General features: G+C 70.8%; 5 protein-coding genes. 2 read left to right on the top strand and 3 right to left on the bottom strand.

Translation table 11 applies throughout. The features are described from left to right. Window positions 1-5 precede the first annotated feature (5 nt). Entirely contained in the window at window positions 6-7142 is a 7137-nt protein-coding gene (locus tag ACFP2T_RS06990) for an SDR family oxidoreductase (protein ID WP_377418741.1), read from the bottom strand. A 624-nt stretch (window positions 7143-7766) separates the two neighbouring features. On the opposite strand from ACFP2T_RS06990, the gene ACFP2T_RS06995 reads away from it, so the two are divergent. Then, a complete protein-coding gene (locus ACFP2T_RS06995) occupies window positions 7767-9566 on the top strand; it encodes a hypothetical protein (protein WP_377418744.1) in 1800 nt (599 codons plus the stop codon). Window positions 9567-9720: 154 nt separating this feature from the next. Then, window positions 9721-10770 (top strand): CE1 family esterase, encoded by a 1050-nt coding sequence (locus ACFP2T_RS07000; protein ID WP_377418747.1) that lies wholly within the window; start codon window positions 9721-9723, stop codon window positions 10768-10770. Window positions 10771-10894: 124 nt separating this feature from the next. On the opposite strand, the gene ACFP2T_RS07005 is transcribed toward ACFP2T_RS07000, so the two are convergent. Both ACFP2T_RS07005 and iolC read right to left on the bottom strand, forming a co-directional pair. Further along, window positions 10895-12130 carry a glycosyltransferase gene (locus ACFP2T_RS07005; RefSeq protein ID WP_377418750.1) on the bottom strand — a complete coding sequence of 412 codons (1236 nt, stop codon included), beginning with the start codon at window positions 12128-12130 and terminating at the stop codon, window positions 10895-10897. A 379-nt stretch (window positions 12131-12509) separates the two neighbouring features. Continuing rightward, window positions 12510-13493 (bottom strand): 5-dehydro-2-deoxygluconokinase, encoded by a 984-nt coding sequence (gene iolC, locus ACFP2T_RS07010; RefSeq protein WP_377418753.1) that lies wholly within the window; start codon window positions 13491-13493, stop codon window positions 12510-12512. Between the last annotated feature and the right edge of the window lie 32 nt (window positions 13494-13525).

Here is a 13525-nt window from a genome sequence, read left to right on the forward strand (position 1 = left end):
GCCGGTCACCAGACCGAGGCGGTGTAGACGACCGAGGTGAGAGCCGGGTCGCCCCAGGCCAATTCGGCCAGCAGGCTCAGCGCGCCTTCCTCGGGGTCGATCAGGCCGATGCCGCGCCGGGCGAAGTCTCGGCCCAGCTCAGGGGTGACCATGCCGCCGTGGCCCTCGGCCGGCGCCCACGGCCCCCAGTGGACGGTCAGGCACCGGCTGCCGGTACGGGCCGCCCAGCGCTCGCCGATCGTCTCCAGAGCGTCGTTGGCCGCCGCGTAGTCGCCCTGACCGCGGCTGCCGTACGCCGCGGCGACGCTGCCGAACAGCATCACGAACCTCGGCCGGCTGGCCAGGCCGTCCAGCGCGCCCAGCAGCGCCCGAGCACCCGCTGCCTTGGTGTCGAAGACGCGGGCGAACGACTGCGGATCCTTGTCGGCGATGAGCTTGTCCTCGATCACGCCGGCGGCGTACACCAGACCGTCGATCCGGCCGTACTCGCCGTGGATCGCCGTGAGCAGCCGCTTGGTCGCCTCCGCGTCGCGTACGTCGAGGTTGTGGTAGCGCGCCTTGGCCCCCAGCTCACCCAGTTCCCGCAGGGTGGCCTCGACCTCCCGGCCTGCCAGGATCGCCTGGGCCGTGCGGGCGATCGTCGCCGGGGAGCCGATGCGCTGGTGCGCAAGCACCGCCCGCACCGCCGTCGCGTCCGTGGCCTCCGCCAGTACCGGATCCTGCGGGCCCTGCGGCAGCGGGGTGCGGGCGGCCAACTCGATGCGGCACCGGGCGGCCGAACCGAGGGCCCGGGTGAACCAGGAGGTGATGCCGCGTGCGCCGCCGACCAGCACCACCACCGAGTCATGGTCCAGACCGATCGCCCGGGCCTCTGCCACGCCATCGCCGGCCGGGCCGGCACCACCAGCCGCCAGCACCCCGAGGCTCACCGGCGCCAGATCGTACGTGCGCCGTACGTCGCCGCTACGGTGCACCACGGCCGTATCGCCCCCAGCGAGCAACTCGTCGACGACCTGCTCGGCGAGCCGCTCCCCAGGCTGCGCACCGTCCACGACGACCAGCCGCGAGGTGATCGACGGGTACTCCCGGGCGATGGTGCGGAACAGGCCGGGCATACCGTCCGCCCCCGCACCGGCACTCGGGTCGGCGATCGCCACCACCCAGCGCGGCCCGCCTGCCAGCACCCGCTTGATCAGTTCGAACGCGCCGGGCAGCAGCGGCGCCTGCCCAGCGGCCAACGCGTCGAGCATGACCAGCCCGTCCGCGCCCTCGATGCTGCCCGGCTCGGCAGCCGTGCCGGTTCGTACGGTCGCCCCGTGCCGGCGCAGCAGCTCAACCACTCGGACGACCGCCGGACCGGGCCCGGTGACCACGAAGGTGGCACCCGCGAGCACCGTCGCCGGTCGCCGTGACACTTCCGGGACCGGAACCAACGTGCGGAGCATCCGTATCGGCGTGACGCCCAGCCGCAGGTCACCGTCCACCGGTGCCGCGCCGTCTGCCGCCGTCACCGGCCGCGCCGCCGAAGGCTCCTGCCCGGCGGGGGGCACGGCGGGCGCCGTACGGGTCTGTGCCGGTGCGGTGGACAGCCCGGTGGCGTGTGCCGGCTGGGCGGGTACGACCGAGGACGGCGCCGGGACCGCCGCGGCCACCGCCTCGCCCACGCGGGTGGTGAGCAACTCGACGATCCCGCGTACGGTCCGGGCCTTGACCAGCTCCTCCAGCTCCGACTCGTCACCCTCGACGCGTAGGCCGAGGCGGGCGGCCACCTCGCCGGCCACCTCTGCCCGCTTGATCGAATCAATGCTGAGGTCGGCTTCCAGGTCCAGGTCGAGGTCGAGTAGGTCGACCGGGTAGCCGGTCCGCTCGCTGAGCACCGTCAGCACCGCGGCCTGGAAGCCGATGTCCGGCGGTTCCGCCGCGAGTGTGGCGGCCGGTGCGGCGGTCAGGGCACTCCCGGTGAGGGTGCCGGCCGCCTCGTTGCCGGGCTGCCCGAACACCGACGCCGTGCCCGTCGCCGGTCCGGCCGGGATCGGCACGGATGGGCTGATCGCGGCCGGCACCGGCGGCACCGGCGCCGACGGACCGATTGTCGCTGGCGAAACCGGTAGGGCCTGGTGCACTGTGCCCGACCGCGACGGTGGACTCGCGATGACGTGTGCCGTGTCGATCGGCGAGCCTACCGGGTGGAATGTCTCCGCCGGCCGCCCGGCGACGGGCCCACCGTTGGTGTCGCCGAAGTAGGCGAGCATGACGTCACGCTGGGAGGCGACCATCTCACGATTGACACGGAGAAACTCGGCGAGGAGTCCGTCCCGGCCTCCTCGCTCGTCACGGTCGTGGCGGCCGTCGTCGACGGGACCGATTGCTGCGGTCATTGACAACTCCTTGATGCGTCGTGGGGGCGTCATGCCGCCTGGGAGACTGCCGCCGTCGCGGTCGCGGACGAGTTGCCCGTCCACGGTCCAGAACGGGCGGCTGTCGGGCGCGGCCGCGGTGGCCACCACGGTGTCGCGGCCATGGAACAGCCAGCCGGTCTGTACGGGGACGCCGACGCAGGCCAGGTGCGCCACGGTGATGAGGAAGTCGCGAAGCCCCTCGCCGGTACGCCGGTCGCAGGCGGTGGCGAGGTGTGGCCGGTCGGCGAGGATGGCCCGGACGAAGCGGGTGAGCACCTGCCCGGGGCCGGCCTCGACGAAGGTGCGGGCGCCGGCGGCGTACATGGCCTCGATCTGTTCGGCGAAACGGACCGGGGCGCCGATCTGGGTGGCAAGCTCGTGCCGTATCTCGTCGGGGTCCGTCGGATAGGCGCCGGCGGTGCGGTTGGACCAGACCGGGATGCTCGGCGGGGTGACCGGTTGGCTGGCGAGCACCCGCGCGAAGCGGTCCACACCGGCAGCGACGAGCGGGCTGTGGAAGGCGCAGGCGACGTCGAGTCTGCGGGCCGTCAGGCCCGCGGCCTTCAGCGCGGTGGTCGCCGCCTGCATCGCCGGGGTGGGACCGGAGATCACCTGCTGGGTGGGTGCGTTGCGGTTGGCCAGGACGACCTGGTCGGCGAGGCCGGCGCTCTCCAGGAGGGTGGCGAGGCGTTCGGCGGTGGCGGTGACCGCCACCATGCTGCCCGGATCGTCACCGGTGGCGGTGAGGATCGCCTCGGCGCGTTGTCGGCTGAGCCGCAGCAGGGTTGGCGGGTCGTAGGCGCCGGCGGCGCACAGCGCGACGAGTTCGCCGTAGCTGTGTCCTGCGGTGAGGTCGGGGTGGATGTTGAGCCGGCGGAGCAGGTGGTCGACGGCGAGTCCGCCGATGCCGAGCACGGGCTGGGCCACCCGGGTGTCGCGGATCCGCTGCTGCTGCGCCCGTTCGGTGGCGGGATCGAACGCGGCCGGTGGAAACAGCAACTCCGCCCATTCCTCGCCGAGCGTGAGGTACTCCTGCAGTTCGGGAAAGGCGACGAATAGTTCGGCCAGGGCGCCGGGACGTTGGCTGCCCTGCCCGGGGAACAGGAACGCCACCTTCCCGCCGGCCGTGCCCGAACCAGCGACCTGCGGTGGTGGCTGGATGAGTCCCTGTTCGGGATCGTGCTCGCCGCCGAGCGCGCGATGCAGCAGCAGGTCGAGTTCGCCTGTGTCGCGAGCGACGATCGCCACCTGGACGGGTCCGGAGCGCGGGTCGGCCTGGGTGGCGGCCGTGGCCGCCAAGTCGCGTAGTCGCCACGACCGGCCGTACCGGTCGGTGGTCCGCAGTGCGGCGACGAGCTTCTGCACGGCCCGGTGCCCCGCCGCCCGGTCCGGTCCGCGGAAGCAGAACAGCTCTGCCGGCCACTCCTGACGGGCGTGGCGCGGTTCGGGTGCGTGCGGGTGCGCGGCGAGCACGACGTGGTAGTTGGTGCCACCGAAGCCGAACGCGCTGACTCCGGCGACCCGCTCGCCGGCCGGTGAGCTCCATGGCCGGGCCTGCGTGTAGAAGGCGAACGGGCTGCGCTGTGCATCCCACGCCGGATTGGGGCGGGTCAGGTTGATGGTCGGCGGTCGGACCTTGGTGTGCAGCGCGAGCGCTGCCTTGATCACACCCGCCAGCCCGGCGGCGCACTTGGTGTGGCCGATCTGCGACTTCACCGAGCCGAGCGCGCACCCGCCTGGCCGCACACCCGACTCGACGAACAGACGCGTCAGGGTCTCCAGCTCGGTACGGTCCCCGACGACGGTGCCGGTGCCGTGCCCCTCGACCAGCCCGACCTGCCGGGGCGAGATACCACTGCGCGCGTATGCCCGGTCGAGTGCCCGGCGCTGCCCCGCGGCACGCGGCGCGGTCAGGCCCAGGGCTCGTCCGTCGCTGGCGCTGCCGACCCCCTTGATGACCGCGTAGATGCGGTCACCGTCGCGGTCGGCGTCGGCGAGCCGCTTGAGCACCACACACGCGACGCCCTCGCCGAGGGCGATGCCGTCGCCGGTGCTGTCGAACGGACGGCACCGGCCCGTCGGCGACAGCGCGTGCGCCGAGGTGAACATCAGATAGTCGTTGATGCCGTTGTGCAGGTCGGCGCCGCCGCAAACCATCAGGTCGCTGGTGCCCGCGGCCAGTTCCTTGCACGCCGCGTCCAGGGCCGCCAGCGACGAGGCGCACGCCGCGTCCACGGTGAAGTTCGGTCCACCCAGGTCCAGTCGGTTCGCGACCCGTCCGGCGATCACGTTGGCCAGCACACCGGGAAACGAATCCTCGGTGACCGTGGGCAACTGCGCTTCCAACTCGGCGGGAACCCCGCCGAGGTACGCCGGCAGCATCGTGCGCAGGGTCTGCGCGTGCCCCATGTCGCTACCCGCTTCGGCGCCGAACACCACCCCGGTACGAGAGTGGTCGATGCCCGGCCCGTCGTAGCGGTACCCGGCGTCGACGAGGGCCCGGTGCGCGGCTTCCAGGGCCAGCAGCTGGGTCGGGTCGATGCTGGCCAACGCCGCCGGCGGAATGCCGTACCCGATGGCGTCGAACGGCACGGGTGCGATGAACCCGCCCCACTTCGACACGCTGATCCGGCCCGCCTGCCCCGGCTCCACCTCGGACGCGTAGTAGGTGTCCACCGGCCACCGCTGCGCGGGCACCTCGGTGATGGCATCGCGGCCGCTGAGGATCGTCTGCCAGAAGCTGGCCAGGTCCGGTGAGCCCGGAAAGACGCAGGACATACCTACGATGGCGACATCCAGCGGCGCCGCCGGCACCTGCTCGGCCCGCTCGGCGCCCGGCCCGAGCGTCGCTGCCAGCGCCTCGATCCGCTCGGCGTGGAAGTGCTGGGCACCGACGGTCACTCCGGTGTGTAGGCCGGCCACTGTCGTCTGGGCATCGCGCAGCACGACGACCTGGCCCGCCATGAACAGCCCTTCGGTGTGCTGACCCGCCTCGTCCACCGCGACGAGCGCGTCTTCTTCGCGCCGTCTGCCCTTGCTGGCGATTCGCAGCCGGCCGACGTTGAGCATCTCCAACTGCTCCCACACCTGCCTGCCGGCCGCCCCCGCCGCGACCAGCTCCTGCCGTACCCGCTGGAAGTCGTCGACGTACGGGCTGGGCAGGCAGCGGGTCACGTGTCCCGGCGCCGTCTCGAGCACCGCCGTCCCCGTCGCCGCGATCGCCTCACGCTGGAACAGCGGCTGGATCGCCCCACACTCGACCGCCTCGCGGGTGAACAGGTACGCGGTACCCATCAACACCCCGACCTGCACGCCGCGGCGCGCCAGCGGGCCCGCCAACGCCGCCACCATCGCGGCCGAACGCGCGTCGTGGATACCACCGGCGAAGAACACCTGCACCTGCGCGGCGGTCTCGGCCGGGACACCGTCGAGGAAGTCCGCGAGGGTCAGCACCTGCGCCTCCCACAGCGCAAAGCTCGTCCGCGGACCCACGTGCCCACCGCACTCGGCCCCCTCGAACACGAACCGCCGCGCCCCGGTGCGGAGGAACTGCCGCAACAATCCCGGTGACGGCACATGCAGGAACGTGCTGATGCCCTCGGCCTCGAGCGCCTTGGCCTGCGCCGGCCGGCCGCCCGCGATGATCGCCACCCGCGGTCGGACCTCCCGCACGGCGGCGAGCTGCGCTGTCCGTAGCTCCTCCGGGACGAAGCCGAGCACACCCACCCCCCACGGGCGCTCGCCCAAGGCCTGCGCGGCCTCCCGCAGCATCCGCTGGGACTGTTCGCCACCTGCCAGGGCGAGCGCGATAAACGGCAACGCGCCGTCATCGGCCACCGCCGCCGCGAACCCCGCCACGTCGCTGACCCGCGTCATCGGCCCCTGCGCCACCGGGATCCGCACACCCAGCGACCGGGCCAACGGTGCACCCGGCGCCAGCAGCCGGCCCGCCACGGAGTCCCCCACCGCATCCCCGATCGCCGTACGGATACCGCGCACCGCCGCAGCGGTACTCCCCCAACGTTCTCGGAACACCGCCGCCAACCAGCCGTCCTGGCCAACCGGCAGCAACTCGCCCGTGCCGTCCGGCCTGCCGTCGCGGCGTACCCCCCGCACGCCTTCGCACAGCACCGTCTCCGAACCGTCCATCCGCCCGATCACGGCCCGCACGTCCTCCGGCAGATCCGACTCCGGCATCAGCGCCAACTGGCTGTCCAGAACCACACCTGCCGCCCCACCGACCACACATGCGGCGGCCGCCATCGGCCCGATCCCGCCGGCCACCCATACCGGCAGGTCCAGCGCCTCATCGGCCAGCAACTGCTGCAACAGGATGAAGGAACTCAGCTCACCGACCCGCCCGCCCGCCTCCGAACCGCGCAGGATCAACCCGTGCGCACCGGCCGTAGCCGCCGCACGTGCTTCGGTACGACTTGTCACCTCCACCAGCACCCGATGCCGCCGGGCAGCCTCGGCCTGCGGCCACGCACCGTCCGCCGGCAACACCACCAGGCCCATCCGGTCCCCCGCGGCCCGCTCCACATCGGTCACCGTGGCCACGCAATTCGCCGGCACTCGCACCCCGACCGGCCTCGCCGACCACGATGCCGCCCGTTCCAGCGCCGACAACGTCCGGCGGTCGCCCCTGGCGAGATCGAACACCCCCACGCCACCACCGACGCCGGCGGCCACCACGATCCGCGGGCCAGGCTCGACCCCACCACACGGGTTAATGACGATCACGGGATCAATCCCGGCGGGTGCGTTCATCGAACTCCCGTCATGGCCGGTGTTTCCGGTACCCCACCACCTCGTCCGCCGCGCCGATGCGGTTTTCGTGGGCGCCGGTCTCGACGCCTGCCAACTTACCCGCTTTGGCGGCGTTTCAGCAGGTCAGCGACCCAAGACCCCACTAGAGGGTTATCGCGGCGACCATCCCCGTACGACCTGATCTCCCCAGGAGCGTCCCGTTCCTCCGAGAAGCGAACGATCCTCCCTGGTTGACACGACCGCTTGCTATTCCGAAACTTCCTGCACCTATCGCCCGATTCGCGAGTTACTGTCATGATGCAGCCTGGTTGCCGCCGATCTCGCGCTGGAGGACCTGATGGCACACAGCACTCATTTTGGTGCTAACTCAGACTGATTTGGGCGCTCTGTCCGCTTGCCCGGCAGACTCTCGCCCTCACGCTCCCCGTGCCGGGAGCCACATCGACGGAACGGCCTGCCCTACACCCGTCACCTTGCGGGACAGCGGGTGGCCAGCCCTGCTGCCCGCCGAAGCGTTCCTGCGCCCGGTCCTCCGCCCAACCCGACGTTCGTGGCGACAGCCACGCGACGAACCGCTACCCAAGAATGGAGCCACGCATGAACATGACCCGGATCGCTGGACGGTCCCTACTCTCCACCGCCACCGTTCTGGCTGCCACCCTGACGCTCGCCACCATGCCCGCCGCGGACGGCACCGTCAACGCCAGAAGCCCGGGAGACAGACACCTGCTCGACGACGAGCCGCCCGAGACGGACAGACAGTTGGCAGCGCTGGCCACCAGACCGGGACTGCTGGCCAAGGCCGCACCGGACGAGTGCTTTCTCGGAATCGGTACGCAGGACACGCCGGGGCCGGACTGCGAAGCCGGGCAGCCGAAGGTGAATCAGTCGTACGTGTGGGGCCTGACCAAGTCAGGCGACCACGTGTGGTTCGGGACAGCGGCCAACGTCCACTGCCTCACCCTCGGGATAGGCCTCGGGCAGACCGAACCGATCGAGAACGACGACTTCGTGTGCGAGTACGGCGAGAGCCAGCAGCGAGTAGCAAACCCGTTCATACCGGCGGCAGGGGGCGACCTGCGCCCACCGAAGGTGTACCTCTACGACACGTCGTCGCGGAAACTGACCGACAAGACCGGAACCATCAGCAAGAAATCCCGGATTGACAAGCAACGGTTGGAGACGACGGTGGGTATCCGTGCCGCCGGCTCACACCGGGGTGTCGTACTTCTCGGGGGACCGGGTCCGCTCGGCATCAACCTCTTCGCGTTTGACGGCGCCTCGGGCCGGTACCTCGGGTCGACGACCCTCACCGTGTACGGCAACATCCGGCACTTCCTGGTGGCCGACGGCGCTCTCTACGCCGGTGTCGGCGTGGGACCCGACGGCATGGCCGGAGGCGCGGTGCTGCGCTGGACCGGCAACAAGTCCAACCCGTTCAGATTCGCCGTGGTGGGCAACCTGCCGGCACAGGTCGCCGACATCGCCGTGCACAAAGGCCGGATCTTCGTCACCACCTGGCCCAGCATCAGCCTCGATGGCCGAGGCCCGATCACCGCTGGGGTATGGGTGAGCCGGTGGCTGACGGACGGTAAGCGGGGACTCACCACGGCCGATGCCAAGCGTTGGAAGCAGGTGTGGAACGTGACCCAGTACGAGCCGGATCCCGTCGTGGCCGCAACGTACGGCCTCGGCGGCCTCGCCTCCTACGGCGGTTACCTCTACTGGGGAACGATGCACATGCCGCTGAAGGCCACGCAGACGCACACGACGCGGCACAAGCCGGCAAGTGACGAGCAGGGCGTCCTCGCGGTCGAGAATACGCAGCGCACGGCGAGCATCTTCCGGGCGAGCAGGTTCGACAAGGGCAAGGCGTCCGCCGAACTGCTGTACGGCGCCTCGGAACTACCCGCCTTCGATCCGAAGGCGAACGACGGAGCGGGCGGCTGGCAGCCAACTCGGACCGGGTACAGGCCCAAGTTCGGCGCGGCGGGATTCGGTAACGGCTACAACAACTACATCTGGAAGATGGTGGTGACCGGAGGTTCGCTGTACGTGGGCACCATGGACTGGAGCTATGTCAGCAACGGCCTGCCGCCCGCGCTCGGCGGCGCGGTCCGGGCCGGGCTCGGCGCCGCGGATCCCGCGTCGTACGGAGCCGACCTGTGGGTGTTCGACAACAAGGGCAAACCTGCCAAGCCGCTGGACACCACCGGACTCGGCAATTACCTCAACTACGGGGTCCGCACCATGGTGGCCGACCGGTCAGCTATCTACCTCGGCATGGCGAACCCGATGAACCTGCGGACCGGAAAGGGTGATGATGTCCCGGAGGGCGGGTGGGAGCTGATCCGACTGCCCGTGGCCAACTCCCGGTCCTCCGCCGCCAAAGGATGACCTCCCTTCGGGGACATGACCATCCTCTTGGAAAGGGAGCGAGGATCGGCAGGGAGTAACGATTCCGGATGGGCGCGGGCCGGTCGGGGTAGGACGCCGACCGGCCCGCGACCACGAGCGACGAGTACCGGATCACCGCAGGGGCGGAGGCTTCATGAACCGGCGAACCAGGAGAGCGGCAACCGTCCGCTGCGCCACGCCGGCGGTGCTGGCGATCGCGGGCGTCCTCACCGTGCTGATCGGCTGCGACGCGGTGCGGCCGCCGAGGCGGGAGACGGCCACCCCGACCGCACCGGCCCCGACCGCACCGACCAGGTCCGCAGCGGCCTCTCCCGCCCCACACAGTCCGGCCGTTGCCGTAGGGTCGTCCGCCCACAGCATGACCGTGGACGGCAGGAACCGCACGTTCCGGCTGTACCGGCCGGCAACGCTGCCGATGTCGGCGCCGGTACCGCTGGTGGTGATGCTGCACGGCGCGCTCGGCAGCGCCCGCCAGGCGGAGACGGCGTACGGGTGGAACACCGCTGCGGACCGTCACGAGTTCGTCGTCGCGTACCCGAACGGGCTCGACCGATTTTGGGCGGTGAGCGCCGGGTGCTGCGGGCCACCGGCGCATGACGGCGTCGACGACGTGACGTTCATCAGCGCCACGGTGGCCGCCATCTCCGCCAAGCTGCCAGTCGACCCAGACCGGACCTACGTCGCCGGGATGTCCAACGGCGGGATGCTCGCCTACCGGCTGGCCTGCGAGACCACTACCTTCGCGGCGATCGGGGTGGTGGCGGGAAAGCAGCTCGGACAGTGCCCGTCGCCGACACCGACCTCCGTGATCCACATCCATGGCACGGCCGACAACCTGGTCCCGTACGACGGCCGGCCGGGAAAGCTGAACAACAGCGGCTTCGGGCCGTTTCCAATCAAGATCGATGGCGGCCCCGTACCTGATCAGATCGACAGGTGGCGTGAGGTCGCGCGCTGCGCCGCTCCAGAGGTGCGTACCGCCGGAGCGGCCACCACGTCGGCTGCCCGCTGCCCGGCCGGACGCGACGTCGAGCTGATCACCATCGCCGGGGCCGGGCACCAATGGCCGGGTGCGCCCCAGTCGACGGCGGAGCGCCTACTCGGGCTGGACCCGCCGGCAACGGAGCTGGCCGCGACGGAATCGATCTGGCGCTTCTTCAGCACCCACCCGCGCGAAGGCTGACTCCTGGCCCGGCTGCCCGGTGGGCGTCGTGACCGATGGCAAGTAGTTGATCAGCACCTGCGCGCGGGGGGTGGTGTTCACGCCGATCCGCAGGCGAGGACCCCGGACCGGAGAAGAACCAGTTTCAGAAGGAGCTGTGGGTCTCGGCGGCGATCAGGCACTGGGCGGCGGCCTGTGCGCCGTCGCTGCGTACTGCGGTGGCGATGGAGCGGGCACGGGCGGCCACGTCGGGTCGGAGGGTGTGCTTGAGAGCCGTGGTCAGCGACTCGGTCGTCGGTGTGCCGGGTGCGTGCGCGGTTCCGATGCCGAGGTGGTGGATCTGCCGTGCCCAATAGTGCTGGTCGTACAGCTGGGGAATGACGACCTGGGGTGCTCCGGCTCGCGCGGCCACGGTGGTGGTGCCCGCGCCGCCGTGGTGGACGACGGCGGCAACCCGTGCGAACAGCGCCTGCTGGTTGACCTCACCGACGGCCAGGCAGTCGGCTTCGTCGTCAACCAGTGACAGGCCGGCCCACCCCCGAGACACGATCGCACGACGCCCGAGCGCGCGGGCCGTCTGGATCATCACTTGGTTGAGGTTTTGCGGCGCGCCCATGCTGCCGAACCCGAAGTAGATGGGTGGGTCGCCGGCCTGGAGGAAGGTCTCCAGCTCCGAGGGCAGTGGACGCTCATCCGGCAGAATCCAGGCGCCCGTCTGAAACACGGTTGGGTCTGCGGGATCGGGCCAGGGCCCCAACGTCGGGTCGGCGGCCAGCCAGGGCCGGTCGGTGAAGATGTGGCTGCGGATGTCGCTGACCGGGGCCAGGCCGACTGATGCCCGATGAGAGTTGAGCAAGCTGCCGAACGTCTCGTGGAAGCGTCGTGCATTCCCAGCCCAGAGTTCGCGGTTGTCGGCCGTTGCCGGCGCCGGTACCTGTCCCGGTAGAGGAAATGGCGGTGGCGCATGGTGCGGTGACGGCAGAACTGTCGGGCAGTAGGCGACGAAGACGTAAGGAATCTTCATCATCTCTGCCAGTGAACGAGCGGCGATCTGTAGGGCTGTTGCTGCCACGATGATGCCGCAGCCTTGGGCTGCCGCCGCGATCGTCTCGAATTGGGTGGCGACGGTGGCTTCCGCCAACTGACGTCGGCGCCGGGGAGAGAATTGGGCCGGCGCGGCCAGTGGCGCGCTGAAGAGCGCAGACTTGCGCAGCTCGGGGCCGATGGGTGTGACGGGGATGCCGAGACTGTCGATCCAGTCACGGAAGTCGGGCGGCGCACAGAGGTGGACCTCCTGACCGAGAGCCTTCAACTGCAGCGCCAGGGCCACCAGCGGCTGGACATCGCCCCGCGATCCGATTGTCGACAGCAACACCCTCATCAGAACTTCCTTTGTCAGGACCTTGTTTCCTGGTTGGTCGGCGCATCGTGAACCTGAACCACATACGGGTCTGCCTCCGCCGGTCGCAAGCCGGCCCAGCTCACGGCCCCAAATTCTGCCTCGGCACCACCGTCTTGCCGCAAGTCCCCCTACGGACTATATGTTCAAGTGGAGAGTGGGATATTCGCTTCAAAGCGCCGTCACGCGTTTGCATTGGTAGATCAGCCCGCACCCGCGCCATCGTCCGTGCCGTCTCCGGATCCGTCCGGGCGGAACATCTCCCGGTGGATCGGCCGAGCCGAGCCTTCGACGCTGGCGGAACTGGCCGGACGGCATCCGGGGCGGCGGCCGGGTGCGATGACCGGCGCCCCGGGCCGACCTAACCGACCGGGTGTCGCGGCTCGACGTCGGAGGGCGCCGGGTCGACCTCGGTGAGCACCTGTTCGACCTCGGCACTGGACGGCATCGCGGCGGAGCAGGCGAGCCGCGACGCGACGATCGCTCCGGCCGCGTTGGCGAAGCGTACGACCCGGGCCAGCGGCCAGCCGGCGAGCAGCCCGTGACACAGCGCGCCGCCGAAGGCGTCCCCGGCGCCCAGGCCGTTCATCACCTCGATCTCCACCGGAGGCACCTCGACCAGCTCGTCGGCGGTCCGGGCGAGCACCCCGCCGGGTCCCCGTTTGACCACGGCCAGCCGTACGCCCCGGGCCAGCAGCGCCTCGGCCGCGGCATGCGGCTCCCGCTCCCCCACCGCGGCGGCGCACTCGTCGAGATTGCCGACCGCGACGGTGGCGTAGCGCAGCGCCGACTCGTACGCGGCCCGGGCGTCCTCGCGGGAGGACCAGAACGCCGCCCGGTAGTCGAGGTCGAAGACGGTGTTCTCGGCGCGTCCCCGGACCCCCAGCGCGGCGAAGTGCGCGTCCCGGCTCGGCAGCTCGCACAGCCCGGTGCCGGTGAACCAGAAGACCCCGGCCGCCCGGATCGCGGCCAGGTCCAGTTCCTCCGGGCGGATCTCCAGGTCCGGCGCCTTGGGATAGCGGTAGAAGTAGATCGGGAAGTCGTCCGGGGGGAAGATCTCGCAGAAGGTCACCGGGGTGGGCAGCCCGGGAACCGGAGTGACCCACCGGTCGTCCACGCCGAAGCCGACGAGCGCACGGTGTACGTACTCGCCGAACGGGTCGGCTCCGGTCCGGCTGATCAGGGCGACCCGCCGGCCGTACCGGGCCGCCGCCACGGCGACGTTGGTGGCGCTGCCACCGAGGAACTTGCCGAACGTCTCCACGTCGGGCAGTCGGGTGCGGGTCTGGAGGGGATAGACGTCGACACCCACCCGACCCATGGTGATCACCTCGAAGGAGGTCACCGAATCATGTAACCCCGGTGCGTCCCGACCGG

Origin of the sequence: Plantactinospora solaniradicis, from assembly GCF_042658085.1 — a bacterium.
Taxonomy (GTDB): domain Bacteria; phylum Actinomycetota; class Actinomycetes; order Mycobacteriales; family Micromonosporaceae; genus Plantactinospora; species Plantactinospora solaniradicis.